Source organism: Streptomyces sp. NBC_01352, assembly GCF_036237295.1.
Classification (GTDB): domain Bacteria; phylum Actinomycetota; class Actinomycetes; order Streptomycetales; family Streptomycetaceae; genus Streptomyces; species Streptomyces plumbiresistens.
This window is the reverse complement of record NZ_CP108354.1, coordinates 6026992-6053680: the sequence shown is the minus strand read 5'-3', so window position 1 is coordinate 6053680 and position 26689 is coordinate 6026992. Positions and strand designations below refer to the sequence as shown.

At 71.1% G+C, this 26689-nt stretch carries 23 protein-coding genes and 1 pseudogene; 14 read left to right on the top strand and 10 right to left on the bottom strand.

Annotated features, from left to right (window positions below):
* Positions 1-144: 144 nt before the first annotated feature.
* Complete coding sequence (locus OG252_RS28280; RefSeq protein WP_266437688.1) at positions 145-1068, bottom strand: hypothetical protein; 924 nt, start codon at positions 1066-1068, stop codon at positions 145-147.
* Between the two features lie 264 nt (positions 1069-1332).
* Positions 1333-4473 (bottom strand): sacsin N-terminal ATP-binding-like domain-containing protein, encoded by a 3141-nt coding sequence (locus OG252_RS28275; protein WP_329339604.1) that lies wholly within the window; start codon positions 4471-4473, stop codon positions 1333-1335.
* Between the two features lie 357 nt (positions 4474-4830).
* Between OG252_RS28275 and OG252_RS28270 the strand changes: the two genes are divergently transcribed.
* Together OG252_RS28270 and OG252_RS28265 are read left to right on the top strand one after the other, a co-directional pair.
* On the top strand, positions 4831-7500 hold the full coding sequence (locus OG252_RS28270) for a YwqJ-related putative deaminase (protein WP_329345210.1): 2670 nt from the start codon (positions 4831-4833) through the stop codon (positions 7498-7500).
* Positions 7500-7871 (top strand): toxin-antitoxin system YwqK family antitoxin, encoded by a 372-nt coding sequence (locus tag OG252_RS28265; protein ID WP_329339600.1) that lies wholly within the window; start codon positions 7500-7502, stop codon positions 7869-7871. Before OG252_RS28270 ends, OG252_RS28265 begins: the two co-directional genes overlap by 1 nt.
* A 70-nt stretch (positions 7872-7941) precedes the next feature.
* On the opposite strand, the gene OG252_RS28260 is transcribed toward OG252_RS28265, so the two are convergent.
* Positions 7942-8151, bottom strand: a complete 210-nt coding sequence (locus OG252_RS28260) for a DUF397 domain-containing protein (RefSeq protein ID WP_329339598.1) — start codon at positions 8149-8151, stop codon at positions 7942-7944.
* Positions 8148-9023 carry a helix-turn-helix domain-containing protein gene (locus OG252_RS28255; RefSeq protein ID WP_329339596.1) on the bottom strand — a complete coding sequence of 292 codons (876 nt, stop codon included), beginning with the start codon at positions 9021-9023 and terminating at the stop codon, positions 8148-8150. The genes OG252_RS28260 and OG252_RS28255 overlap by 4 nt, the downstream gene beginning before the upstream one ends.
* A gap of 155 nt (positions 9024-9178) precedes the next feature.
* Here OG252_RS28255 and OG252_RS28250 point away from each other — a divergent pair, with 155 nt between their 5' ends.
* From OG252_RS28250 to OG252_RS28240, 3 genes and pseudogenes are all read left to right on the top strand, one after another.
* On the top strand, positions 9179-9709 hold the full coding sequence (locus tag OG252_RS28250) for an ATP-binding protein (RefSeq protein WP_329339594.1): 531 nt from the start codon (positions 9179-9181) through the stop codon (positions 9707-9709).
* Positions 9710-9849: 140 nt separating this feature from the next.
* Positions 9850-10737: a helix-turn-helix domain-containing protein gene (locus tag OG252_RS28245; RefSeq protein WP_329339592.1), complete on the top strand. Its 888-nt coding sequence runs from the start codon at positions 9850-9852 to the stop codon at positions 10735-10737.
* Positions 10738-10771: 34 nt separating this feature from the next.
* A pseudogene (locus OG252_RS28240) lies at positions 10772-11661 on the top strand (hypothetical protein).
* A 93-nt stretch (positions 11662-11754) separates the two neighbouring features.
* On the opposite strand, the gene OG252_RS28235 reads toward OG252_RS28240, so the two are convergent.
* Positions 11755-12681 carry a DUF3027 domain-containing protein gene (locus tag OG252_RS28235; protein WP_266437685.1) on the bottom strand — a complete coding sequence of 309 codons (927 nt, stop codon included), beginning with the start codon at positions 12679-12681 and terminating at the stop codon, positions 11755-11757.
* 280 nt (positions 12682-12961) lie between these two features.
* On the opposite strand from OG252_RS28235, the gene OG252_RS28230 reads away from it, so the two are divergent.
* From OG252_RS28230 to OG252_RS28215, 4 genes are all read left to right on the top strand, one after another.
* Complete coding sequence (locus OG252_RS28230; protein ID WP_266437682.1) at positions 12962-14428, top strand: MFS transporter; 1467 nt, start codon at positions 12962-12964, stop codon at positions 14426-14428.
* A gap of 104 nt (positions 14429-14532) precedes the next feature.
* Positions 14533-15033 carry a hypothetical protein gene (locus OG252_RS28225; protein ID WP_266437680.1) on the top strand — a complete coding sequence of 167 codons (501 nt, stop codon included), beginning with the start codon at positions 14533-14535 and terminating at the stop codon, positions 15031-15033.
* 13 nt (positions 15034-15046) lie between these two features.
* Positions 15047-15754, top strand: coding sequence for a futalosine hydrolase (locus OG252_RS28220; protein WP_329339588.1), 708 nt, complete (start codon positions 15047-15049; stop codon positions 15752-15754).
* The gene (locus OG252_RS28215) at positions 15744-16598 is read left to right on the top strand and encodes a 1,4-dihydroxy-6-naphthoate synthase (protein WP_329339586.1); all 855 of its coding nucleotides are present in this window, start codon (positions 15744-15746) and stop codon (positions 16596-16598) included. Before OG252_RS28220 ends, OG252_RS28215 begins: the two co-directional genes overlap by 11 nt.
* Positions 16599-16614: 16 nt before the next feature.
* Here OG252_RS28215 and OG252_RS28210 read toward each other — a convergent pair whose 3' ends face one another.
* Positions 16615-16998: a cold-shock protein gene (locus OG252_RS28210; protein WP_307675669.1), complete on the bottom strand. Its 384-nt coding sequence runs from the start codon at positions 16996-16998 to the stop codon at positions 16615-16617.
* A gap of 163 nt (positions 16999-17161) precedes the next feature.
* Here OG252_RS28210 and OG252_RS28205 point away from each other — a divergent pair, with 163 nt between their 5' ends.
* Positions 17162-17410 (top strand): hypothetical protein, encoded by a 249-nt coding sequence (locus OG252_RS28205; protein WP_307675670.1) that lies wholly within the window; start codon positions 17162-17164, stop codon positions 17408-17410.
* Here the strand turns inward: OG252_RS28205 and OG252_RS28200 are convergent.
* Both OG252_RS28200 and OG252_RS28195 read right to left on the bottom strand, forming a co-directional pair.
* Positions 17389-18021 carry an HAD family hydrolase gene (locus OG252_RS28200; RefSeq protein ID WP_266437671.1) on the bottom strand — a complete coding sequence of 211 codons (633 nt, stop codon included), beginning with the start codon at positions 18019-18021 and terminating at the stop codon, positions 17389-17391. The genes OG252_RS28205 and OG252_RS28200 overlap by 22 nt on opposite strands.
* Before the next feature lie 77 nt (positions 18022-18098).
* Entirely contained in the window at positions 18099-19199 is a 1101-nt protein-coding gene (locus OG252_RS28195) for a hypothetical protein (RefSeq protein WP_329339583.1), read from the bottom strand.
* Positions 19200-19584: 385 nt separating this feature from the next.
* Here OG252_RS28195 and OG252_RS28190 point away from each other — a divergent pair, with 385 nt between their 5' ends.
* The 3 genes from OG252_RS28190 to OG252_RS28180 all read left to right on the top strand — a co-directional run bounded on the left by OG252_RS28190 (position 19585) and on the right by OG252_RS28180 (position 22796).
* On the top strand, positions 19585-22113 hold the full coding sequence (locus OG252_RS28190) for a helicase C-terminal domain-containing protein (protein WP_266437667.1): 2529 nt from the start codon (positions 19585-19587) through the stop codon (positions 22111-22113).
* Positions 22114-22304: 191 nt separating this feature from the next.
* Positions 22305-22433, top strand: a complete 129-nt coding sequence (locus OG252_RS28185; protein WP_266437664.1) for a hypothetical protein — start codon at positions 22305-22307, stop codon at positions 22431-22433.
* A 138-nt stretch (positions 22434-22571) separates the two neighbouring features.
* On the top strand, positions 22572-22796 hold the full coding sequence (locus tag OG252_RS28180; RefSeq protein WP_266437661.1) for a hypothetical protein: 225 nt from the start codon (positions 22572-22574) through the stop codon (positions 22794-22796).
* Here OG252_RS28180 and istB read toward each other — a convergent pair.
* The gene (istB, locus tag OG252_RS28175; protein ID WP_443068505.1) at positions 22774-24066 is read right to left on the bottom strand and encodes an IS21-like element helper ATPase IstB; all 1293 of its coding nucleotides are present in this window, start codon (positions 24064-24066) and stop codon (positions 22774-22776) included. The genes OG252_RS28180 and istB overlap by 23 nt on opposite strands.
* Before the next feature lie 168 nt (positions 24067-24234).
* Here istB and OG252_RS28170 point away from each other — a divergent pair, with 168 nt between their 5' ends.
* Positions 24235-25878, top strand: a complete 1644-nt coding sequence (locus tag OG252_RS28170; RefSeq protein ID WP_266437656.1) for a DNA repair helicase XPB — start codon at positions 24235-24237, stop codon at positions 25876-25878.
* 19 nt (positions 25879-25897) lie between these two features.
* Here the strand turns inward: OG252_RS28170 and OG252_RS28165 are convergent, their stop codons facing one another.
* Entirely contained in the window at positions 25898-26083 is a 186-nt protein-coding gene (locus OG252_RS28165; RefSeq protein ID WP_266437654.1) for a hypothetical protein, read from the bottom strand.
* Positions 26084-26689 lie beyond the last annotated feature (606 nt).

The window sequence follows — 26689 nt, the reverse complement described above, 5'->3', positions numbered from 1 at the left end:
GTACGGACGGATCCCGATTTTGTGTACGGGATACCAACTCCTTGCGAAGTGCGGAGAAACGGAGCGAGGGCCGGCTCCGGGTGGCTCCCGGACCGGCCCTCGCTCGCGTGGCGCGCTTACTTCACGTCGACTACTTCACGTCGACTACTTCACGTCGACGAAGTCACCCGCGGCGCTGACCGCCGGGGTGGAGGCAGTACCCGCGAAGCTGTAACGGAAGTAGCCGTCGGAGGCCGCCTTGACCGTCGTGCTCAGGTTGCCCGTGGAGTTCGTCTTGATGGTCTTCACCGTGGTGTAGGTCGTGGTGCCCTTCTTGCGGAACTGCAGCTTCACGTACTGGGACGCGTAACCCGCGTACTTGTGGGTCTCCCAGTTGGCGCGGGACAGCTTGCCCGTGACCGTGATGGTCTTGCCCTTCACGACCGGCTCCGGCGAGGCGTTGACCGTCAGCTTGGACAGGCGCTGGAGCCTGGTGGTGCCCAGCCCGTCCTGCTCGACGTAACCGACCTTGCTCCAGTCGACGTCGTCGGAGTTCAGATCCTGGTCGTTGACGTCGATGGCGTAGCCGCCGACCTTCCAGCTGGTGGCGTCCGAGTTGATCAGCTCGAACTCCGGGTAGATGTCGATGGTGCCCTTGCAGTTGGACGTGGTCGCCGAGGTCAGCGTGCAGGTCGGCCACTCGTCCCCGTAGAGCAGGACGTCCGGGGTCGCGTAGGAGGCGCCGCGGTAGATCTCCACGTCCAGCAGGAAGTCGGCGGCGTTGAGGTCGATGTCCGCCGCGTGCGTGACCTTGTACGTCACCGGCACGGTCACCTGGGCAGCGGTGCCGACGACGATCGGCTTGCCGTTGTTGACCTTCACGCCGGAGAAGGACAGGTCGAGCGCGTACGGCGTGCCCGTGTCGGCGGCGGCGAAGGCGCTCCTGCCGGCGGCCGACTGCGCGGCCTGGACGGACTTGCGGACCTCGTCCTTGCTGGGCGACGAGCTGTCGGCCTGCGCGGCCGGTACTACGAGGGCGGACAGGGCCAGGGCGCCGGTGACGGCGGCCACGGTGGCACGAATGCGCATGTGTTCCCCACGTGGAGAAAGGGGCCCCGGCAGTGGTCGTTCCCTACGGCTCGTCGTCGCACGGGGCCCAAGTGATGATGGAGCCTGTTGGCTCATGCGATGAGATCCACGACGGGTGTGAATGGTTGTACGAGTTAATGGAGATTTCCTGACGAGTTAAGGAGCAGGGGCCGTCCGGCAGAACGACCCCTGCTGTCATGTCACTTCCGTCATGTCACTTCCGTCATGTCACTTCCGTCATGTCACCGCTGTCATGTCACCGCATCAGTCGAACCAGCGGTCCCGCGCCAACTCCCCCGTCCGCGACGGATCCTCCATCAACGCCGCCACCTCGAACCGCCGGGGCCACTGCCCCGCCGCCCAGGCGAGGCCCGCGGCGACGCCCTCCAGGGTCGCGGCGTGCAGGGTGCCGTCGTTCGTCAGCCGCCAGTCGATCTCCACGCCGTCGACGAAGAGTTCCTCGTGCTCGACGTACGTCGAAGGGGTCCGCGCCCCCAGCAGCAGCCGCACCGACTCTGGTACGTCGTGTTCGGTGCCCTCGGAGTCGACTCCTCCGGTGACGGACTCGCTCAGCCGCCGCACCTGGAACAGCTCGGCCAGCTCGGCGGCCCGGGCGGGCCGTACGGGCAGCAGCGGGACGCCCTCGGTGAAGGGCAGCAGGTCGGGTGAGTCGACGACCACGGCCTCGGCCGCGTCCACCACCTCGACCCGCCCGTCGACGACGGCCCGCAGCTCGTCCGGCAGGGTCACCTGCTCGGGGTCCAGATCGGCCAACGCGCTGTACAGGGCGTGCAGTTGGGCGCCGGTGACGTCCCGGTCCGGGTCGGCGAGCCGGTCCAGCAGCTCCGCGGCGCCGCCCGGCTCGTCGAGCAGCGCGGCCACGGACGTCCGTACGCCCAGCGCCCGCAGCACCTGCTCGTCGTCGAACCCGGTCGCGTCGGCCTCGTCGTACAGCCCCCGCAGGAGCGGGTCACCGCCGGCGGCCAGCAGGCCGGCGGGGCGGCGGCCGTCGAGCACCGGGTGCCCGCGCAGCCACCACGCGGTGTAAGGCCGTACGGCCTCGTGCGTGCCGTCGGGCAGCAGCATGCGCACCTGCTGGGTGATCGCGTCACGCAGCGGTGGTTTCGCCAACAGGGCGAGAGCCTGGGGCCACTTGTCGTCGTCCACCAGGTCCAGGTCGCGGACGGCGACCAGCTCGGTGGCGACGGGCGGTACGGGGGTGTCCGGGAAGCGGTCGAGGATGTCCTCGCACCACACGTCGACGGCGTCGAGCAGGCCGACGTCGTCCGGCTCGGCGAAGTCGCTGTCGCGGGGCTCCAGTTCGTCCGGGTCGAGGACGACATCGGTGGCACGGACCAGCGCGAAGTTGGCGAGGACGCCACACGCGGCCAGCGGCTGCTCGCCCCACCTGTCGGCCAGTTCGGGGTCGACGCAGGCCAGCTCGTCCTCGCGCATGACCTGGTGGAAGGGACTGCCGGGCAGGACGAGTTCGCCCGCCGGGGTCAGTTCCCCGTCCTCGTCGGGCAGCGCGAGGGCGCCGAGCCAGGGTTCGTCGCCGGGTTCCAGGCCCGCGTCCCGGACCAGCGCGAGAACGGTGTCGGCCAGCTCCTCGGCGTCGGGCGCGTCCTGCTCCCAGTCCAGCGCGCCCTCGTCGTCGAGGGAGGCGGCCACGGCGGCCCTGACCTGCGGGGTCGTGAGGACGGCCCGGGCGGTGGCCGGGAGGGCGCCAAGCTTCTCCAGCAGGGGGTGCGCGGCGTCCGGGTGGGCGACCTTGAGGCCGAGCCGGGCGAGGACCTCGGGGTCGATCCGGGTGGCGTCGGCAGTGGGCAGCAGCACCTGCCGGGGCCCGATGGTGGTCCGCCCGTCGGCGAGCGGCACGGGCAGCCCGGACAGCCGGTCCGGATCGACCCCGGCGAGGCTGTCGTACAGCCGCCGCCACCACTCCGGCTCCTTCTCCAGCCCCGCCAGCCGGTCCACGGCGTCGGTCAGCGGGACCCGGGCGACCCCCAACGTCCGCAGCTCCACGCGCCGTTCAAGGCCGGCGGGAAGGAGCGTGGGCAGCACCTCGGCGAGCACCTGGACGGTCTCCGAACCGGCGCCTTCGACGATCTCGGCGTCGCGGGGACGGAGGGACTCGGGCAGGTCTTCGTCCTCTGGGGACTCTGCCGAGGACTCCGCTGAGGGCTCTGCCGCCGGCGGCAGGAAGGAGGTCCGCGGCAGCCGCTCCAGGATCGCCTGCCGCAGCGCCCCGTCCAGCTCGCCCTTGCCCAGCGGGCCGGGCACGAGGTCGATGATGCCGGCGGTCACCGGGCGCCAGTCGGCGAGGAGTCCGGCGTACGCGTCGGCCGCGCGCTGCACGAGGAAGTCGGTCAGCGGGCCGGGGGCCGCGTGCCGGCGGGTGGTGTCCAGCGGGAGGGACGCGATGAGCAGGGCGGGGACGCCGAGGGGCTCGTCGCTGGGGGTGGGTGCGTGCACGAAGGGGGTGGTGCGGGGCCGGGCAGGCGTGCCGTCCTCGTCGACCGGCACGGCCCAGGTGACCGACCAGTGCGGCCGCAGCCGTTCCTCGACGGGCCGGTCGGCGAGCAGGTCGGGCGTGAGCGCCCCGTGCGCGACGGCCGTACGCCACCGGGTCGTACCGTCCCGCGAGTCCTCTACGACGGTGAAGTCGCCGTCCGTCCGGCGCCGCAGCGTCCGCGGGTCGTCCTCGTCGACCTCGATGACGACCTCCTCCAGCCCCGGGAGGGCGAGGAGCAGGGCGTCGTCCACGGCGGCCAGCAGCCGTCCGGCGAGGTCGGCGGCGGCCGGGTCGCGCAGGGGCAGGATGACGGCGGTGTCGTACGGGTCGGGCGCGGTGCCCTCGGCGGCGAACGGGAGCCGCAACAGCGGCACATGCCCGTCACGCCGACGGATCTCGTCCCCCAGCCCCGGGCTGTGCCGGGCGATGTCAGCGGCCAGCTCCCGGGCCTCGACGAGGGACCACCGGACACCGCCGTGCCGCCCGACGACCGCGGGCTCGTCGGTGACGGACAGAACGGCGGCGAACCCGACACCGAAACGGCCGATGGAGGGCGTGTCGCGCTTGGCGGAGGCTCGGAGCGTGGAGAGCGATTCGACGCCGGCGGCGTCCAGCGGGGCGCCGGTGTTGGCGGCGACGAGGACCCCACCACGAAGGGTGAGCCGCAACCGCCCGGGCACTCCCGCCCGCGCCGCCGCATCAGCGGCATTCTGAGCGAGCTCCACGACGAGCCGGTCCCGATACCCGCCGAGAACCAGATCTTCCTCGGCGTTTGCGTCCTCGCGGAAGCGAGCGGGACTGGTGGCCCAGGCGTCGAGCACGCCTCGCCTGAGACGGGCGGTCCCGAAGGGGTCAGCGCCCTCGGCCGCGGGCCGCACGAACTTACTCACGTTGACTCTCCTCATCGGCGTGACGATGAAGGTACCGCTCGCAGGACGGTGCCGCGCATCCTGCCCGGCCGCACCAGCGCCGCCGACGGACCGGGCAGGTCCAAGGGCCCCGGGCCACACCCGGCGACGGGCGGTTCCGTCCCGCTCCACCCATCACCGACCTGCGCGTTCACATCCTGCCGCAGAGAAGCGACGGTCCGTCATCAACGCGGCCCGGCAATGGGAGGGTGCCAGAAGCGAGCGGCCCCCGATCAGCACCCCGACCTTTGGCCAGAACCGCATTGCGGATGCAACGCGCCGATTGATACAGATGATCGGGCCGGTGACGTGTGGGAGCAGTGGGGGGCGTGGGGCGGCGTGCTCAAGCCGGGGGAGATACCGCAGTACACGGGCAACCTGGACCAGCTGGAGATCGACCACGCGGACCTGAGGAAGGACGCGGGGCATGTCCGTAAGACCGGCGGGGACGTCCACTCCCGGTTCCAGGGCCTGTCGGCGTACTACACGGCCCCCGAGGCGGAGCAGCTCTTCGCGACGACGAAGCCGGTCCAGGACCGCGCGGACACCTTCGCCGACGACCTCGAAACCGTGTCGTCCGCCCTGTCCTCGTACGCCACCGAGATCCGCCCCCTCGTCGACAAGCTGAAGCAGCTGAAGACGGACGCGACGACGTTCGTCTCGTCCGTCAAGGACGACGACGAGTGGGAGTACGACGAGAACAAGATCGAGGAGCACAACCAGCTCCGCGACGAGATCACCGCGACGGTGGCGGCGTTCTGGGCAGCCGAGCGAACCGCACACAACAAGATCACCGCGTTGTGGGGCGGCACGCAGATGGTCGCCGGGGACGGCTCGGACCGCAAGGACCAGTACGGCTTCGCGGCCGACGACATGAAGAACGCCAAGGTGCCCTGGGGCGACCCGGTCGAGGAGAAGCACCACTGGTACGAGGTAGGCCACTGGGTGAAGTCGTTCGTCTGGGACGGCCTGATCATCGACGGCGTCTGGGGCACCCTCAAGGGCCTCGGCACCCTGGTCGGCTTCGGCGGCTGGGACGCGATGGGCCAGGCATGGAAGGGCCTCGCGCAGCTCGCCACCGGCCTGACCATCAGCATGATGCCGGGCGCGCAGGTGCTGTTCTGGGGGCTGCCAGACGACAAACTCCCCGCCTGGCTGCGTGATTCACGCACCGCGATGAAGGAGACCGGCAAGGCCCTGCTGGCGTGGGACGAGTGGGGCAAGAACCCCGCCCGCGCGGCCGGAGCGGTCACCTTCAACGTCCTGACCACCGTCTTCACCGGTGGCGCCGGCGCAGGCGTATCGGGCGCCGGCAAGGCGGGCGCGGCCGCCAAGGTCCTGTCGGCAGCCGGGAAGACGGCCCGGGTCATCGACCCGATGACCTACATCGCCAAGGGCGCCGGCGCAGGCCTGTCGAAGATCGGCGACATCAGCGCGGCGCTCAAGGGCGTCGGCAACATCGACATCCCCACCCTCCCGGACAACGCCATCACCCTCCCCGAGGGCGCGGTCAAGCTCCCCGACGGCACGGTGAACCTCCCCGAGGGCGCCACGATCCCGGACGGCGCGACCCGGCTCCCCGACGGCAACATCAAACTCCCGCACGACACCCTGGCCCTCCCCCCGGGCACGACAAAGCTCCCCAGCGTGGACGGCTCCCCCGCCCACTACATGGACGGCGACGGCAACCTCCTCGACCAGCACGGCAACGTGATCGACAACGTCGACAACGCGCCGACCGACGTCGTCGACAAGCCCGCCTCCGGCACCCCGGCTGAAGACGCGGACGTGCCCCGCGTGGACTCCCCGCCCAAGGAACCGGCGCTGGTGGGCGCAGGCGCTCACACCGCTGAACAGGCAGGCCAGCACATCCGCCTGGGCAATAGCGCGGGCAACAACCTCGGCGACGTCGGCCGCGTAGGCGACAACGCTGCGGTTCACGCAGGTGGAGACAGCGTCCCGACAGTGCACGCCGGAGGCGACGGAGTGCCCGGCGGATACGTGGGCGACCTGCCGGGCGGAAGCGCAGTCGGCCACGTCCCCGGCGGCACGGCGGACCATCTCCCGGGCGGCCGAGCAGACGACCTCGGTACCGGGCCGACCGCCAGCCACGAGACCCCGAACGGCCAGGCGGGCAGTCATGGCGACGGAACCGGCAGCGAGCAGCACGGTCATACGGCCAGCAACCACGGCGGATCCGACATGGGCGGCCATGGCGATGGTCGCAATGGCCCTGGAGACCACGCTCGCAGTGACCACACAAGTGGCCATCCTGGAGAGGGAGGCTCGCTGCACGGCCACGAGCCCCATGTCGAGCCGCACATTGAACGGGATGTGCGTGATCCCAGGGGCTCGGTGGCGGACGATACCGCTCGACGGGACGCAGAACCCATTCAGCTCGGGGACGAGCCACTACCAGCCCCCAGCCAAGGCGAAAATGTTCTGGGACAGATACCTGAGAGTCGAGTGCAGCGAAATACAGACGGTCTGATCACTCATGTGGACGGTCGTAACTTTGAGCACTTCCTCAAGGACCTTTCCTTCCAGCGCGGCGCCGCGTTCAGGGAAGCCAAGGAACTTGGCACGTTGTCGAGGAGGAAGGTGGGTCCCTGTGCTGGTCAGGTCATGGACCTACGGACGGGGAAGATAGTCGAGGCAATCAACGGGAGGCCTGAGGACCTGATTGAAAATGTCCACCCGACGATTGCCGACAGGTACGAGAACCTTCCTGACCCCACGCCTGCCCCCGACGAGCCGCTCAGGCATGCCGAGGTCAAAGCTGTTAACAGCCTGCTCTGGGAGCGGGCGAAACTAGGGCTTCCAGACGGTGCGGAGGCGCTGGCCGAACTCCGTGCCGCAATGGAATTTCCCTATTTTGACCACATGAGGACCGAGTTGCCGGGGCGCCCGGCAGCCTTCTGCGCCAACTGCGACCTTATGCTGGATGGGGTGGACAGCCTTCACGGCAGGTTCACCGGTACGCCGACTGATGAAAACTGGATTCCCTAATGGCCGAGACAGAGCGCATCAATATCGACGACCCTGAGGTCGACATGGACCTGGAACAGCGGTTGCTGTATCGAGGTCAGCCGTTCACGGGCGAAGTCGAGGAATATCTGGGCAGTGCACGCGTCAGCCTGGAATCCTACGTCGATGGACTGCCAGATGGCCCGAGTTGGGAATGGTACAAAGACGGAACGCTCGAGTCCGAAGTGACGGTGCGTAAGGGACGAGCCGTCGGGGTCGCGAAAAGGTGGCATCAGAACGGCGTGCTCGCCTCCGAGCGGACATTTTCCGAGGACAACGGGGCGCTGCTCTCCATCCGGGAATGGGACGAGAACGGCCAGCCGACGAAGAGCTGGCGCAAGGGGGAAAACTGACCTCCGGCTTTTCCGAACTGCGCACCGCTGCCAAATGATCCGCCTCCTGCTGAAGCAGCAGGCACCGAAGTCAGCTCTCGGACGCGTACGTCACGAAGTCGGCCCACGCGGACGGAGTGACGGTAAGCCGAGGGCCTTCGACGTTCTTGGAGTCGCGGACGTGAATCGTGTCGGGGGTGGGGGCGATCTCGACGCAGGAGTCGCCCTCGTTGCCGTCGCTGTAGCTGCTCTTGAACCACGCCAGGTCAGAGGCGTCGCCGGCGGGGGCCTTGCGGTTCATGTGTCTCCCAGCAGTTGCTCGATGAAGGCCAGCGACTCCCGTGGCGGGAGAGCCTGCGCCCGGATGGTGCCATACCGCAACTCAAGGATGCGGAGCTGCCTCGGGTCGGAGCTCGGCCGACCGTTGAATGCGCCTTCGGCGCGCCCCACCGCCGTGCCGTCCTCGAATTTCAGCAACTCGATCTTGCCGTCCAGTCCGGGGTGGACTTCGCAGTGCGTCGGCATCACCTGAAGCGTGACGTTGCGCAACCGGCCCACCTCCAACAGGCGTTCGAGCTGCTGTCGCCACACCATTGTGCCTCCGAGGGGCCGCCGTAGCGGGGCCTCCTCCAATACGAAACTGAGCGAGGGCGCAGGTCGCCTCTCGAAGATGGACTGCCGGGCCACCCGAGCGGCCACCATCCGCTCCACCTCGTCCTCCGAGTACGGAGGCTGCCGCGACTCGAACGCAACCCTCGCATGTGCCGCCGTCTGCAACAGCCCGCTGATGCTGTGGCACACATACACGCCGAGCTCGACTGCCCTGGCCTCCATCTGTGCCAGGTCCCGTACCTTCTTCGGGTACCGGACCCTCTTCACGTCCTCCTTCATCGCGGCGAGTAGCCCACCCGCCCCCAGCACTTCGTCGGCCCTGTCCAGATATTCGGGTTGGGGAATCCGCTTACCGCTCTCGATCTTGTAGATCATGTCCTCGCCGTATCCGACGGCCTCCCCGAAATGCGCGGCCCGCATCCCCACCGCCTCGCGTCGCAGCTTCAGCTGTCGGCCGACAGTCGCGACGACTGCCACGCCCCAGTCGTCGTCCGGGTCCACCTCCCACCCCGGCTCGTCCGCCTCGCTCTTGAGCCGCCGCACTTCGCCATCCACGGACATTCCGCACCTCTCCGTCGTACCGCCACACCTCAACGCCCCCTACCCGTACGACCGTTCCGGACAGCCCGGACACCACCGGACAACGCCCGGACAGTCACCGTACGCAACGGAGTCGTCACTGTTCACGGTAGGCGCGGACGGCCACTCTGAGTGACGTGATCCAAGAAACCGCCACCCCCGTCCGCAACTTCAGCGTGCAGCTGTCCCCCACGCCCCGCGGAGCCCGACTCGCCCGCCTGCTCGCCACCGAGCAACTCCGCGCCTGGGAAATCCCCTTGGACCCGGCACGGCACCTCGTTGCCGAACTCGCCGCCAACGCCGCCACCCACAGCCGCGTCCCCGGCCGGGACTTCCGGCTCACCCTCTACGTCGTCGCCGACACCCTGCGCATCGAGGTCACCGACACCTGCGGCGATCGACTCCCGCAGCCCCAAGTCCCGACCCCGGACGCTGAATCCGGCCGGGGTCTCCTCCTCGTCGAGGCGCTCGCCGACCGCTGGGGCACCGCCCAGGGCCCACACCCGCGCAAGACGGTCTGGGCGGAGCTGTGCCTGCCACCGGAGCACAGAAACGCGTGCTCCGGTGGCAGGGGCGCCTTCCCCAAAGAACCACGACGGCGAAAGGACCCCACCAAGCCCCACCCCACCCTCCCGCCGCGCCGCACGCCGCCTCACCCGGGCGAGTGAACATCACCAACTCGGCTGGATTTCCGGCCGGTTGCCAGCCTTACGCTCAGCGCAACACAACCGCAGACATGCGACGGCCCCCGCCGGGACTGCAATCCCAATGCGAGGGCCTGACCACCAAGGAAGGCTCCAACTTCCCGATGGATACGCACGACATTAGCGTGCCCCCGCACGCCCAGTCCCGGCCTGCCGCCAACAAACACCCGAACCGGCGGCACTCCCACTCCGGCCAGTCCGGCGGCGGCCTCGATCACGACCACACCCGCCACACCACCCGCTTCACGGTGATCGGCAACCACCTCGTCCAGCACCCCGAGTTGTCGCTTCTCGCGATCGGGCTGGCCTGCTACATCCAGTCGCTGCCCAAGGGCGCCCGCGTCGACATCAAGACCCTCGCCGCCCGCTTCCCCGAGGGCGCGACCCGTATCGCCGCGGCCCTCCGCGAACTGGAAGCCCACGGCTACCTCCGCCGCACCCGCGAACGCGTCCCCGGCGGTCGCATCATCACCCGCACGATCTCCTGCAACCAGCCCGGACGCCACCGCGAGGCCGCCGAGCACGAGCCCGTCGTACGCCCCTCACACCCAACCCCGAAGAAACGGGCCCCCCGCAAGCCCCTCCCCGCCGTCCCGCACCCGGCGTACCCCGCCCCCGCCCTCCTCCAGACCGCCACCGACCTCCTCGCCGACCTCCGCCTCCACGACCCCCGCCTCCTCCTCTCCGCCTGCGACACCGCCCACCTCGCCCCCGGCGTCGCCGCCTGGCTGGAGCGCGACGTCAGCCCCACCGCCGTACGCCACGCCCTGACCGCCGACCTCCCACCCGAGGGCCCACGACGCCCCGCAGCCCTCCTCGCCCACCGCCTCACCGCCCAGCTGCCACCCCCGCCCCCGTTCCGCGCACCCACCCCATCGCCGGGGGGCGTCCGGCACCCCCTCCAGAACTGCGACGGCTGCGACCACGCTTTCCGCGCCCCCGAACCCGGCCGCTGCCGCGCCTGCCGGGCCCTGTCACCCGCGCCCGTCTGAGGACCAACGAACCCGCCCAAGCACAAGGAACCACGTGGTCAACTCGTCCCACGAGGCGATGCACCGCATCTTCCAGGACTACCCCGGACTGTTCACCGGCGTCTCCAAGGCCCTCGGGCTCCCGCTCATCCAGCCGACGTCCGTCACGGTCCTGCCGACCGATCTCACCGAGATCCAGCCCGTCGAGCGCCGCGTCGACACACTCCTGCGCTTCGACGGCGACGAGCCGATCCTCCTGGCCGTCGAGGCACAGAGCGCGAAGGACCCGAACAAGCCCGCCAGCTGGGCCTATTACTTGTCCTTCCTCTACACGAAGTACAAGACCCGCCCCTACTGCTGGTCGTCTGCCAGGACCGGGCCACAGCCGAATGGGCCGCACAGCCCGTACCCATCGGGCCCCGATGGTGGGTATCCCTCACCCTGCGCCCGCTCGTGGCCGGTCCGCACAACATGCCCGTGATCAACGATCCGGAAGAGGCCCGGGCCGACCTGGCGCTGGCCACGCTGTCCGCCATCACACACGCGAAGGAAGCGGCCGTCGATGGGATACTGAAGGCCCTGTCCACCGCTCTGCAGGACGTGCCCGAAGCCGTCGCCGGCCCCATCATCGAATTCACCGCACGAGGCCTCGGCGTCAATCGCCGGGCCGGAGAACTCTGGAGGAACCTGGTGGCCGTGGACCTCTCCTTCTACAAGTCGTACCTCTCCGAGGAAATCCGTGACGAAGGCCGCGCCCAGGCGAGGGTCGAAGACATCCTGCATCTGCTGGATCGCCGTGGCGTCGAGGTGTCGGACACGGACCGTGAGCGCGTCACGTCGTGCGACGACCTCGATGTCCTCGACCTCTGGTTCGACCGCGCCATCACCGCCACTTCGGCGGAACAGGTCCTGGCAGAGGCCGAGGACCGACCCACGAGTGAGTAGCGAGCTGGAACACGAGGAAACGTCGGAAACGGCAGCAGGGGGCGCAGGAGGCAGGAGGGCGGGGAAACATCCCCCACCCCCGCACCCGGCGACCTACGAGTGCCCCAACTCCGCCGCATCCTCGTCGGAGACATCCGGCACCGACCCCGAATCCCGCGCCGGCCGCAGCGGGAACGGATCGACCGTCGTCTCGTCGATCACCGGTGGGGCCGGCCGTGGCGGAGCGGGCATGACCGCTGCCTCGGAGTGGCCTCCGCAGCCGTAGGACAGGGAGACGAGGCGTCCGTCGGCCGGGGCGAACTCGTTGGCGCAGATGCCGAAGGCCTGGCCCAGGGAGCCGCCGATCGGTACCAGGAAGCCGCAGCTGACGCAGGACGCGGGTGCGGCCTGGGCCATCGGGGTCTTGGCGCCGTACGACTCCTCCCAGCGGTCGGCGGCGATGTGCAGCCCGTAGCGGGACAGGACGCGGGCCCGGCGCATGCCGAGTTCCTCGGCGACGGCGGCGATGGAACCGCGGGCGGGGACGACGGGGAGGGTCGCGGGGCCGCCCGAGGTGACCTCCGCGTCCTCGGCCTCGACCAGCTCGGCCATCTCCTCGGAGACGGGCGAGCTCGGCAGCGGCTCGTCCTCGCCGGTGTAGCCGGGCTCCAGGCGGAGGTCCTCGGCGTCGGTGGGGAGGAGATCACCCGGGCCCATGTCGCCGGGGCGCAGCCGCTCGCTCCAGGGCACCCACTCGGGGGCGAGGAGGGCGTCCGGGCCCGGCAGGAGGACCACCTCGTCCAGGGTGACGAACTTGGCGCGGGAGGCGCGGGCGACCGTGACGGCCCAGCGCCAGCCCCGGTAGCCGAGTTCCTTGCACTCGAAGAAGTGGGTGACGACTCGGTCGCCCTCGGACACCAGCCCCGAGTGCTCGCCGACCACGCCGGGCGCGGCGGCCTCCTCGGCGGCGGTGCGGGCGAGGTCGACGGCCTCGGCGCACAGGCGGTCGGGGGTGCGGCTTCGCGTGGTCGCTGCGCTCACAGGTATCGCTTCTCTCCTACGCCGTCTCTCTGGTGCGTCTGCCTGTCGGTGGCGGGGCGGACGGAGCGGACCCGGGGACCGCGTCGACGTCCGCGCCCACTCACACTCGGGCGCACCTGTACCACCCATTCTGCGGGATGGCTGAGATATGCACGCTACCTGTTCGCGTGCGCCTGGCCTACACCGACGGGTCTGTTCCCCAGCAGATCCGCCGCAGAAGTGCACGGCCATACGCGCGGTAACCGCACTACACACAGCTTTCTCGGGGCACTATGACGGGGTGGCAGCCGCGAAGACTCCCGAAGGTGCCACCGGGATCGGTGGGTCCGAAGAGATGTCCAAAGGGATCAACAAAGGCTTCAAGGGGAGCAAGGAGAGCGGGCGAAACAGCGGGTCGGGCCGGGTGGGCGGGCCTCTCCGCGCGATCGGCCGTGCCCTGCATCTGCCGGTGACGGGTCCCGCACGCGGCATCCGCAAGGCGACCCACGCGCACGGGGCCGGCGAGTCCGGGCTCGGCAAGCTGATCGAGCTCCACGGTGTGAACGGCGCCGGGGATGTGATGATCACGGTCGCGCTGGCCTCGACCGTGTTCTTCTCCGTCCCCACGGACGAGGCCCGAGGACGCGTCGCCCTCTATCTCGCGATCACCATGGCGCCCTTCACCGTCCTCGCCCCGGTGATCGGCCCGCTCCTGGACCGCCTCCCGCACGGCCGCCGCGCGGCGATGGCGGGCGCGATGCTGGCCCGGGCGCTGCTCGCGCTGATCCTGTCCGGGGCGGTCGCCAGCGGCAGCCTGGAGCTGTATCCGGCGGCGCTGGGCGTCCTGGTCGCGTCGAAGGCGTACGGGGTCGTCAGAAGCGCCGTGGTGCCCCGGCTGCTGCCACCCCGCTTCTCCCTGGTGAAGGCCAACTCGCGGGTCACTCTCGGCGGGCTGCTCGCGACGGGTGTGGCCGCGCCGATCGCGGCGGGGCTGCAGTCGATCGGGTCGAGCTGGCCGCTCTACGGCGCCTTCGTGATCTTCATGGCGGGTACGTTCCTGTCCTTCACCCTGCCGCCGAAGGTCGACTCCGCCAAGGGCGAGGACATCGCGCTGCTGGCCGCGGACGAGGAGCATCTGCACGGGCCGCACCTCAAGCCGGTCAAGCGGCCCGGGCTGCGCACGGTCGGCATCGCCGTCACGCACGCCCTGGGCGCCAACGCCGCCCTGCGCTGTCTGTCCGGCTTCCTGATCTTCTTCCTCGCCTTCCTGCTGCGGGAGCATCCGCTGACCGGGGAGAGCGCGGCCGTGTCGCTGGGCATAGTGATCGCCGCGGCGGGCACGGGCAACGCGCTCGGTACGGCGGTCGGGGCGTGGCTGCGGTCGAAGGCGCCGGAGCTCATCATCGTGACGGTGGTGGCGTGCGTGGTCGCCGCGGCGATCACGGCCGCGATCTTCTTCGGCGCGTTCCTGGTGGCGTGTCTGGCGGCGGTCGCCGGGTTCTCGCAGGCCCTCGCCAAGCTGTCCCTGGACGCGCTGATCCAGCGGGACGTGCCCGAGCAGGTGCGGACGTCGGCCTTCGCGCGCTCCGAGACGATCCTTCAGGTGTCCTGGGTGTTCGGCGGCGCGGTCGGCATCGTGATGCCCCTCAACGGCACGCTGGGCCTGTTCGTGGGCGCCTCCATCGTGGCCGTCGGCTGGCTGACCACCGTCAAGGGCCTGCTGAGCTCGGCCCGGCACGGACGCCCCGCGCGGTCGCGGGTGACCTAGCGGGACCTGGCGGGGACGCGGCGGGTGTCCAGGACGCCGCCCGGCCCACGGCTCGCCGCACCCCGCGTAGGGAGACCGGAGGACGTGCCCGATAGCCTTCGGCCATGACCATGCTGCAATCCGTAGTGCGACGCCGCCGCGCCGTCGCCGCCGCCGGTGCCGTTTCCGCCGGACTGCTCGTCCTGTCGGCCTGCGACAAGCCGACGCCGCGCGCCACCGTGACGGTCGGCCAGAGCTCGGTGAGCACCGAGGCCGAGTGCTACGACGACGGCAAGGACCTCGGCCGCGAAGAGGCCGCCAAGTGCGCCCGGGAGAAGGCCTCGGAAACCATCGACGTGCCGCAGAGCGAGACGCTGCGCATCGGTGTCGACCCCGAGGTCGCCGAGACGGGCTGGGCCCTGTGGATCAACGGCGAGCAGGTCACCAACGTCTACAAGAAGACGTACTACTCCTTCCAGGGCGTCGATCTCTTCGCCGACCAGCAGGGTCAGGCCGCGCCGAAGGAGCTGAACATCAGCATCGTCGAGCAGGACAAGACCGACACGACGGCCAGCAAGGTGTACAAGGGCGTCTGGAACTTCAAGCTGAAGAACGCGGACGACTGATCCGCCCGAGCCCATGCGCATCCTCGTAGCCACCGCGGTCCCGGTCGAACGGGACGCGGTGGCGCGCGCGTTCACGGGCCCGGTGCGAGAGATCCCGCTTCCGGGCGTGGCACTGAACCGGACCCCCGGCGGGTACGACCTCCTCGCCACCGGCGTCGGCCCCGCCCTCGCCGCCGCCTCCACCTCCGCCGCCCTCACCGCGGCCGCGCTCGAAGGCGCCCCCTACGACCTCGTCGTCTCCGCCGGGATCGCCGGCGGTTTCCAGCCGGAGGCGCCCCTCGGTTCGCTCGTCGTCGCCGACGAGATCACCGCGGCCGACCTGGGCGCCGAGACGGCCGACGGCTTCCTGCCGGTGACCGAGCTGGGCTTCGGGACCGTCACCCACCGTCCGCCACAATCACTCGTACGAGCTGCCGTGTCGGCGACCGGAGCGCGCCCCGGCACGGTCCTCACCGTGTCCACGGTGACCGGAACGGCCGCCCGGGCCGCCGCGCTCCTGGAACGCCACCCCGCCGCCCTCGCCGAGGCCATGGAGGGCTTCGGCGTCGCCGAGGCGGCCGCCGCGCACGGCGTGCCGGTGCTCGAACTGCGGGCCGTCTCCAACCCGGTCGGCCCGCGCGACCGCGCCGCCTGGCGCATCGGCGACGCGCTGAGCGCCCTGACGACGGCCTTCGGGAAGCTCACACCCGCCCTGGAGAGTTGGACCCCACATGACCAGTGAGCAAGCGAAGCCTCTGCAGATCGCCTACTCCCCCTGCCCCAACGACACCTTCACCTTCGACGCCCTCGCCCACGGCCGCGTCCCCGGCGCGCCCGCGCTCGACGTGACGTTCGCGGACATCGACATCACCAACGGCATGGCCGAGCGCGGCGAGTTCGACGTGCTGAAGGTGTCGTACGCCGTGCTGCCGTACGTCCTCGACGAGTACGCGCTGCTGCCCTGCGGCGGCGCGCTGGGCCGGGGATGCGGGCCGCTCGTCCTCACCCGGGGGCCGGGAGACCTCACCGGCCGTACGGTCGCCGTACCCAGCGAGAGGTCGACGGCGTATCTGCTCTTCCGCCTGTGGGCCGCGGACACGCTGCCCGGCGGGGTCGGCGAGATCGTGGTCATGCCGTTCCACGAGATCATGCCCGCCGTGCGGGACGGGAAGGTCGACGCCGGACTCGTCATCCACGAGGCGCGTTTCACGTACCAGAACTACGGGCTGCACAAGCTCGCGGACATGGGCGAGCACTGGGAGAACACGACCGGGCTGCCGATCCCGCTGGGCGCGATCATCGCCAAGCGGTCGCTGGGCGCACCGACGTTGACGCGGCTCGCCGACTCGATCCGTACGTCCGTCCGCGCGGCCTGGGACGATCCCGAGGCGTCCCGCCCGTACGTCATGGAGCACGCCCAGGAAATGGATCCGGCCGTCGCCGACCAGCACATCGGGCTGTATGTCAACGAATTCACCGCCGACCTCGGCGAGGACGGCCATGCCGCGATCCGTGGGCTGCTCACGCGTGCGGCGGCCGAGGGGCTGGTACCGCCCCTCGGCCCGAACGCACTGGATTTTCCGTAAAGCGCGGTTCTCGCGGTTATACGTCGAGCTGGTCGGCGACCGCGCGGAGCAGGCCGGCGATCTTCTTGCCGGCGGCCTTGTCGGGGTAACGGCCCCTTTCGAGCATCGGCGTGATGTTTTCCAGGAGGGTCGTCAGATCCTGGACGATGGAGGCCAGTTCGTCCGGCTTCTTGCGGGTCGCGGCCGCCACCGAGGGGGTCGGGTCGAGGATGATGACCGAAAGTGCCTGGTCGCCGCGCTGGCCGGCGACGACACCGAACTCAACTCGCTGCCCCGGCTTGAGCGTCTCGACTCCGGCGGGGAGGACCGAGGAATGGACGAAGACGTCACCGCCGTCGTCGCGGGAGAGAAAGCCGAAGCCCTTCTCGCTGTTGAACCACTTGACCTTGCCGGTAGGCACGTCTGTCCTCGTCCTCGTACTCGTCGGAAAACTGCTTCTGAAACGGCTCTTGATAGCACTGGGGCGGGTCGTCGGGACCCGCCGGTACCAAGGCTAATGGTCTTCACGCCGGTGACAAGACGTCGCCCGGTTGTTCCTCGCCGCAGGGAACTACCCTGGTCCGGTGCGTGACAAAACCCAAACGAATTCCCGCGAGCCCGGTGACCGACTGATCCGCGCCGGTGCGCTCGTCTTCTTCATCGGTGCCGTGGCCACTTTGGTCACGGTGGCCCCGATGCTGCTCGGTACGACGCCCTTTCCGACGTACATGTTCGGATTGAGCATGCTCATGGGCGTCGGCTTCCTGCTGGCCGGTGCGGGGGTGTTCCAGTCGATCGCGGCGGGGCGCCGTCAGGCGCGGGCCGGGCGGTAGGCCGAGAGCCACTCCGGGAACTCGGTGAGGTCGCCCAGGACCACGTCCGCGCCGGCCGCGCTCAGCTCGTCCGCGTCGCACGGGCCGGTGGCCACCGCGACCGAGAGCGCGCCGGCCTTCCGCGCGCCGCGGACGTCCCCGACGTGGTCGCCGACGTAGACGCCCGCGCCGTGCTCGCGCAGCGCGTCCGCCTTCTGCTCCGCCCACAGGTCGCCGATGACCGCGTCCGGTTCGATGCCCAGGTGCTCCAGGTGCAGCTTGGCGTTGGGCTCGTGCTTGGCGGTGACGACGATCGCCCGTCCGCCGGCCGCCCGCACCGCCGCGATCGCCTCCCGGGCGCCGGGCATCGCGGGCGTCGGCACGATGGCGATGGCCGGGTACATCGAGCGGTAGAGGTCGGCCATGGGCTCGATCCGCTCCGCCGGGAACCAGTGGATCAGCTCCTGCGCGAGCGGCGGCCCGAGCCGCGTGACCGCCAGATCGGCGTCGATGTACGTGCCCGTCTGCTCCGACAGCGCCAGGTAGCAGGCGCGGATGCCGGGCCGGGAGTCGATGAGGGTCATGTCGAGGTCGAAGCCGACGGTCGGGGCGGGGAAGCGTGTAGAGGCCATATGGGCCATTGTGCCCAGGCCGTGTGGCGGGCAGGCGTGCAGGCGTGCAGGCGTGCAGGCGTGCAGGCACCTGTGAGCTACCTCCGCCGCTGCGACCGCCACACCAGGAACAGTGCCGACGCCACGGCCGCGCCCCGCACCACCCACGGCCAGGTCTGGCCGATCGCGTCGCTCATGTGGCCCTCGGCGACGGGGTCGCCCCAGCGGCCCTCCGTACGGCCCCACAGCCACACGGCACCGGCCGTGAGCGACAGGCCGGGCAGGATCACGACCGCCCACTTCGTCTCGGCGTCGCTCAGGCGCCGGGAGGCGTAGGCGATGGCCCAGCCCAGCACGAGGGCGATCCAGTTGCCGAGGACGGCACCGGCGACGAGGAGGCCGGCGGCGAGGAGGAGGAAGGGGTTGGTCCAGCCGCCCATGGCACCCGTGCCGCCGGTGCCACCGGCGCCGCCTTTGCCGAGGAGCCGGAAGCGGCGGCGGGGGGCGGGGGCCTCGGCCACGGCCTCCGGGGCCGGTGCGGGCGCGGGCTTGGTGAGCCGGACCAGCTTGCCGAGCGTCCCCGTCTTCCCGGCCGTGGGCGCGGGGGGTTGTCCGGCCGTTTCCTTCTCCACCGCCGGATCCGGCTTCGGCGGCGGAGGCTTGAGCAGTTCCGGGATCTCCACGCCGCCGACGAAGCCGGGAACGCTGTCGCCCACGCCGAACGCGCTGCTGTCCACCCGCCACCAGTCCGGCTGCGCCGCGCTGTCCCCGAGCTCGTGCGTGCTCGCGAGATGCGGCGGGGAGGGCACGTCGGACGGGCCGGGGTCGGGGGACGCCTGGGCCGGGCGCGGACGCGGACGCGGTACGACCCGCCGCAGCCCCTTGGGCCGCCCTGCGCCGTTCTCCTCCGGTTCCCGGTCCCGCTGTACGGGCACGGAGGCGGGCGGCGCCTGCGGGGTGCCGGCGCGTCCGGTGCCGCCCGCGGCCCGGACGACCTCGTCGGGACTGCCCAGGCGCTCGATGATGCGGCGGACGGCGGCGGGACTGTCGACGGTGACCTTGGCCCGGAGCCGGTCGATCTCGTTCCGCAACTCCGACACCAGGCGCATACGGTCGCCCGACGGCAGCTGCCGCTGCTGCGCCACGTCGCCGACGCGGCTCAGATACTCGTAGACGACCTGGTCGCTCTCGATACCCACGAAGTCCCCTCCGGGGTTGGCGCGTTGGATACCTCGTCGGACGACGGTATCGCGGGTGAGCACATCTGCCGTAGCCACGGGGGACGTGCCGCCGGGGCGGATCGCGCGGGTTGGCGCTGCGGAGTGCCGCCGGGACCGGTCGCAAAGAGGGACGCTGCGCGATGCTGCCGGGACCTGCCGGTCGGGTCGGCGCTGCGGGAGCCGCCAGGGCGGGTTGCCCGGGGTGCTCGCGGCTGGGACGGGTGCGGTGGGCCGGAGGTGGGGGGAGGGAGACGTGGTGGGGGTCCGCGAGCGTGAGCGGGGGGCGCCTCGCCCGGCCCGTGCCGGGTATGGCAGGGGACCACGCCCACCCCCGTCGTCGTGCCCACCCGCTAACGTGGGTCGGATGAGCCACCAGGCCACACCGCCGCGCTCCCTCGCCGAGGCGCTCCGGGTCAGGGACGACGCCTCCCTGGCCGCACTCCTGCGTGCCCGCCCCGACCTCATCACGCCCGTCCCGACGGACCTCACGCAGCTCGCGACGCGTGCCGGCACCCGTGCCTCCGTCGTCCGCGCCCTGGAGCGGCTCGACCGGTTCGCGTTGCAGACGGCGGAGGCGCTGGCGGTGGCGGCGGATCCGGCGTCGTACAAGGAGTTGCTGGGGTTGATGGCGGGCGACGAGGCCGACCCGGTGGTCACGGCCGCGTTGCCGCGGGCACTCGGCACGCTGCGCACGCAGGCCCTGGTGTGGGGCGGCGACGACCGGCTGCGGCTCGTGCGTACGGCCCGGGAGCTGCTGGCGCCCTCGCCGCAGCATCCGTCGCCGACCGGGCTGGGCCCGACCGTGCAGGAGGCGACGGCGGGCATGTCGCCGGGCCGTATCCAGGAGATCGTGACGGCGGCGGGGCTCACCTCGACCCATGACGCGGTGTCGGCGGTGACCGCGCTCACCAAGCTCTTCACGAACCGGAAGCGGATGGGGGCGCTGCTCGCCGGTGCGCCGGCGGAGGCGCGGGAGGTGCTGGCCCGGCTGGTGTGGGGGCCGCCGTTCGGCCAGGTCACCGCCGATCCCGCGGCCCATCTGCGCTGGCTCCTCGACCGGGGGCTGCTGCTGCCGACCGCGCCGGGGACGGTCGTACTGCCCCGGGAGGTGGCCCTGCATCTGCGCGGCGGCCGGGCGCACCGGGCCACCGAGCCGCTGCCGCCCGCGGTGGAGGCCGCCGCCACGCACCGTCCACAGGTTGTGGACGGAACGGCGGCCGGGCAGGCGTACACCGCCCTGGCGACCGTCGAGGAGCTGCTGAAGGACTGGCACGAGGGCGGGCCCGCGGTGCTGCGGGCGGGCGGGCTCAGTGTCCGTGATCTGAAGCGGACCGCCGTCGCCCTCGACGTCTCCGAGCCGATCGCCGCCTTCTGGGTCGAACTCGCCTACGCGGCGGGCCTGTTGGCCCCCGACGGCGAGGCCGACGAGCGGTACGCGGCCACCCCGGCCCACGACGAGTGGCTGGAGCAGCCCGCGGCCCAGCGGTGGGCACGGCTCGCGGAGGCGTGGCTGACGGCGACGCGGACGTCCGGGCTGGTGGGCGGGCGGGACATGAAGGAACGTACGTTGTCGGCGCTGGGCCCGGGGCTGGACCGCTCGGCCGCGCCCGAGGTACGGCACCGGGTGCTGACCCTGCTGGCCGGGCTCCCGGAGGGCGCCTCGCCGTCCGCCGAGTCGGTGCTGGCCCGGCTGAGCTGGGAGCGCCCGCTGCGGGGTGCGCAGCGCGACGACGACCTACGGGCCCGGCTCGCGCGCTGGACGCTGTCGGAGGCGGAGCTGCTGGGGGTGACGGGCCGGGGCGCGCTGTCGGCACAGGGCCGGGCGCTGCTGGGCGCGCCCGCACCGAGGCCGGCGCCGGAGGAACCCGTGGGCCCGGGCGACAAGCTGCCCGTCCACCACCACCCCGCCCCGGCCGTCGAACCCCTCTCCCCCACCGAGCAGGCCACCGCCTCCGCCGCGGCCGCCCGCATCCTCGCGCCGCTCCTCCCCGAGCCCCTGGACCACGTCCTGCTCCAGGCCGACCTGACGGCGGTGGCACCGGGGCCGTTGCAGCGGCCGCTGGCGGAGACGCTGGGCGTGCTCGCGGACGTGGAGTCGAAGGGCGGGGCCACGGTCTACCGCTTCACGCCGGGCTCGGTGCGCCGCGCCCTGGACTCCGGCCGGTCCGCCTCCGACCTGCACGCGTTCCTGGCCGAGCACTCCCGTACGCCGGTTCCGCAGCCGCTCACCTACCTGATCGACGACGTGGCGCGCAGGCACGGCCATCTGCGGGTCGGTGCGGCCTCGGCCTACGTCCGCTGCGACGACGACGCGATGCTCAACGAGATCATGGCCGACAAGCGGGCGGCGGGCCTGCGCCTGCGCCGCCTGGCCCCCACGGTGTTGGCCAGTCAGGCCGACCCGGCCGCGCTGCTCGAGGGCCTGCGCGCGATGGGCTTCGCCCCGGCCGCCGAGTCCGCCGAGGGCGACGTCCTGATCGCCCGCGCCCACGCCCACCGCACCCCGCCGCGCACCCCTCCCCAACCGGTCCCGGACGGCCCCCCGGTCCCGGACACGACGCTTCTGTCGGCCGCGATCCGCGCCATCCGCGCCGGCGACCTGGCGTCCACGACCCCCCGCAAGCCGACGACCGCCACCCCCGCCACCGGCGGCGACCTCCCCCGCACCAACCCCGCCGAGACCCTCGCCACCATGCAGGCCGCCGTCCTCACCGGCGAGACCCTGTGGATCGGCTACGTCAACGCCGAGGGCGCCGCGACCCAGCGCGTCATCGCCCCGATCCGCGTCGAGGGCGGCTTCGTGACGGCGTACGACCACACGGCGGACGAGGTACGGACGTATCCGCTGCACCGGGTGACGGGGGTTGCGGAGCTGGCGGAGGACCAGCTCTGAGGGCGGCTCACTCCTGCGGGTGTACGCCCGTGATCATGCACGCCACGCCGGACACTTCCCACCCATGAGGGAGCTTCCGCGGCCTCCCGCATTCCGGTGCGAGCCGCCGGGCAGCCACCGGATGTCCTGATCAGAGCCCGGGCCGCCCCGAAGGCAGCCCGGGCGAGTGCAACAGAAAAGGGAGTCCCCCCATGCGTGCTGCCCGTCGTGTCGCCGCCGTGCTGACCGCCACCGCCCTGATGATCGGCGCCTTCGCCACTCAGGCCGCCGCCATCGGCATCGATGTCGCCGGACTGGTCATCGAGACCCCGCAGATCTGACGCGCCTCCGCTCGCCCACCGGGCCGGCCCGGCCCGCGTTCCCCGGGCCGGCCCGCCCGTCCCTGTCCCCGCCCATCCCCATCCCCGTCCCTGTCCCGATCCCATCCCCGTCCGTATGTGAAAGGCCGGCCAGTCCCCATGCGTTCCAAGCTCCCTGTCCCCACCCGCGCCACCGCCGTCGCCGTCTCCGTCACCGCGGTGTTCTCCGCCGCCGCGCTGCTCGGCGCACTCGCTCCCGAGGCCACGGCCGCGTCCGCGCTGCCACTGCCGCTCCCGGTCGCGGCCCCGGAGTCGCTGATCGGCGAGGGACTGACCGTCGAGGGACCGCTGATCCAGAACGTCAGTCTGCCCACGCTGAAGTAGCCCGCCGCATCCGGTAGCTGTCCCCTTCGATCCGCACTACGTCGGCGTGGTGGGCCAGGCGGTCCACCATCGCCGGCGCGGACGGGCCGAAGATCTCGTCCCAGCGGCCGAGCGGGCGGTCACCGGTCACGATCAGCGAGGCCCGCTCGTAGCGGTGCGCGACCAGCCGGAAGAAGAGGGCGGAGGTCTCCGCGTCGAAGGGGGTGTAGCCGACCTCGTCGACGACCAGCACCGGGTAGGCGTCGAGCTCGGCGAGTTCCCCGGCGAGCCGGCCGGCGGCCTGTGCGTCGGCCAGCCGGGCCGCCCACTCGACCGCGGTCGCGAACAGGACCCGGTGGCCGGCCTGGCAGGCCCGCACGCCGAGGCCGATGGCCAGATGCGTCTTGCCGGTGCCGGGCGGGCCGACGAACACGACGTTCCGCCGGGCGGCGACGAAGTCCAGCTTGCCGAGCCGGGCCACGCTGTCCCGGTCGAAGGTCCGGGGGTGTTCCTCGTCGTAGTCCTCCAGCAGCTTCCTGGCCGGGAACCCGGCGGCCCGGATGCGCTCCTCGGCACCGGGACCGGCACCGGCACCGACACCGGCCTCTGCGGCGCGGGGGCCCACCGCCTGGGCGGGGATCAGGGGTTGGCCCGGAGGGTGATGCGGTGCGGTCGCCGTCGGGGGTTCGGATTCCGTTCCTCCGTGGCTTCCCCTGTGAGCCTGTGCCTGCGCGTGGGCGGCATCGGCCCGGACCAGCATCGGCCCCGACATGTACGCGAGGATCGCCGCCGACAGGATGAAGGCCATGTGGATCGTCGTGCCCCACAGCAGCGAGTGCTGTGCGGTGTGCTGGACGTCCACGAACATCTGGAGCAGGTGGACGGACGAGATGCCCACGATGGCGGTGGCCAGCTTCACCTTCAGCACGTTGGGATTGACGTGCGAGAACCACTCCGGCTGGTCGCGGTGGCCCTGGAGGTCGATCCGCGAGACGAAGGTCTCGTAGCCGCCGACGATCACCATGATCAGCAGGTTGGCGATCATGACGACGTCGACCAGCTTGAGCACCGAGAGCATCACGTAGGTCTCGGTGGCCCGCCCGGTCACGCACCGGAGAATTAAGGTCCACAGCTCGTTGAAGAACTTGTAGACGTACACGCCCTGGACGACGACGAGACCGAAGTAGAGCGGAGCCTGCAGCCAGCGGGTCGCGAACAGGACGTATCCGAGCGTGGCCGTGGGCGGGGACGGGGACGGGGACGGGGACGGGTTGGGGGGTGAGGGCCGCATGGTCAGCCATTCTTCGGAGGCCACGACCGTCCGGCTCAATCCGTGCACTCGCCGGAGTGAATAGACATCCTGTAGGACAGGAACGCGACAGGAACGCGGCAGGTCACGACGATCAGGCACACTGGATGTTTGGCCGTGACCTCTGGCCTTACGGAAAGGGTGCCGCGCGTGAATGGTCCACTCATCGTCCAGTCGGACAAGACTCTGCTGCTCGAAGTCGACCACGAGCGGGCGGACGAGTGCCGTCGGGTCATCGCGCCGTTCGCGGAGCTGGAGCGGGCGCCGGAGCACATCCACACCTACCGGGTGACACCGCTCGGGCTGTGGAACGCGCGGGCCGCCGGGCACGACGCCGAGCAGGTCGTGGACGCGCTGGTCGAGTTCAGCAGATACCCGGTGCCGCACGCGCTGCTCGTGGACATCGCGGAGACGATGGACCGGTACGGCCGCCTGACCCTGTCCAAGCACCCGGCGCACGGACTGGTCCTCACCTCCACCGACCGGCCGGTGCTCGAGGAGGTCCTGCGCTCGAAGCGGGTCGCCCCGCTGGTCGGCAACCGCATCGACCCCGACACCGTCGCCGTGCACCCCTCCGAACGCGGGCAGATCAAGCAGACGCTGCTGAAGCTGGGCTGGCCGGCCGAGGACCTCGCCGGGTACGTCGACGGCGAGGCGCATCCGATCGAGCTGCACGAGGACGGGTGGGCGCTGCGCCCGTACCAGAAGCAGGCTGTGGAGAACTTCTGGCACGGCGGGTCCGGGGTCGTCGTACTCCCCTGTGGTGCCGGAAAGACGCTGGTCGGGGCCGGGTCCATGGCCCAGGCGAAGTCGACCACGCTGATCCTCGTCACGAACACCGTCTCCGCCCGGCAGTGGAAGCACGAGCTGGTGAAGCGGACCTCGCTGACCGAGGAGGAGATCGGCGAGTACAGCGGGACGAAGAAGGAGATCCGGCCCGTCACCATCGCCACGTACCAGGTGCTGACGACCAAGCGGAAGGGTGTCTACCAGCACCTGGAGCTGTTCGACTCCCGGGACTGGGGGCTGATCCTCTACGACGAGGTCCATCTGCTGCCGGCGCCGGTCTTCAAGTTCACGGCGGATCTGCAGGCCCGGCGGCGGCTGGGGCTGACGGCGACGCTCGTGCGGGAGGACGGGCGGGAGTCCGACGTCTTCTCGCTCATCGGGCCGAAGCGGTTCGACGCGCCGTGGAAGGAGATCGAGGCGCAGGGGTACATCGCGCCCGCGGACTGTGTGGAGGTGCGGGTGAACCTCACCGACGCGGAGCGGCTCGCGTACGCCACCGCCGAGACCGAGGAGAAGTACCGCTTCTGCGCGACGACCGCGACGAAGCGGAAGGTGACGGAGGCGATCGTGCGGCGGTTCGCCGGGCAGCAGATCCTCGTCATCGGGCAGTACATCGACCAGCTCGACGAGCTGGGAGAACACCTCGACGCGCCCGTGATCAAGGGCGAGACCTCCAACGCGCAGCGCGAGAAGCTCTTCGAGGCCTTCCGGCAGGGCGAGATCAGTGTGCTCGTGGTGTCGAAGGTGGCGAACTTCTCCATCGACCTGCCCGAGGCGACGGTCGCCATCCAGGTGTCGGGGACCTTCGGGTCACGGCAGGAGGAGGCACAGCGGCTGGGACGGGTGCTGCGGCCGAAGGCGGACGGTCACCAGGCCCACTTCTACTCCGTGGTCGCCCGGGACACCATCGACCAGGACTTCGCCGCGCACCGGCAGCGGTTCCTGGCGGAACAGGGCTACGCCTACCGGATCGTGGACGCGGACGAGCTGCTCGCGGACAGCTGAACGCCCAGGAGGCGGGCCGTTACCTGCGGCGGACGCCCGCCTCCTCGGCGTACTCCCCGAGGATGACGACGTCCAGGGCGGCGCCCGCGAACACCCGCACGGCACGCAGGGCGTCGCCGAGGACGTGACGGTGGCTGCCGAGAACGGAGGTGGCGCCGGCCGGGCGGGGCGGGCGCGGGACTGGGGTGATGGTTGCTGCGCTCATGTCTCCATGGTGGCTTTCCGGGCATAAGGACGGCATCGGTCTGCGGGGCGAACCTGGATGGTCGCCGCGTAGTACTTCGGGCCGAGCAGCCACCCTCAGGGGGGAGGGGGCGTCCCCTAGGGGTCGGGGAGACACACGCTCAGGGGGCGACCAAAGCCACTCGCTCGGGGCGACTAAAGGCATCCGCTCAGGGGCGACCAAGACCATCTGCTCAAGACCACTCGCTCGGGGCGACCAAGACCATCCGCTCAGACGGCGAACAAGACCACTCGCTCGGGGCGACCAAAGCCATCCGCTCAGACGGCGAACAAGACCACTCGCTCGGGGCGACCAAAGCCATCCGCTCAGACGGCGAACAAGACCACTCGCTCGGGGCGACCAAAGCCATCCGCTCAGACGGCGAACAAGACCACTCGCTCGGGGCGACCAAAGCCATCCGCTCAGACGGCGAACAAGACCACTCGCTCGGGGCGACCAAGACCATCCGCTCAGACGGCGAACAAGACCACTCGCTCGGGGCGACCAAAGCCATCCGCTCAGACGGCGAACAAGACCACTCGCTCGGGGCGACCAAAGCCATCCGCTCAGGGGCAGCCAAGACCATCC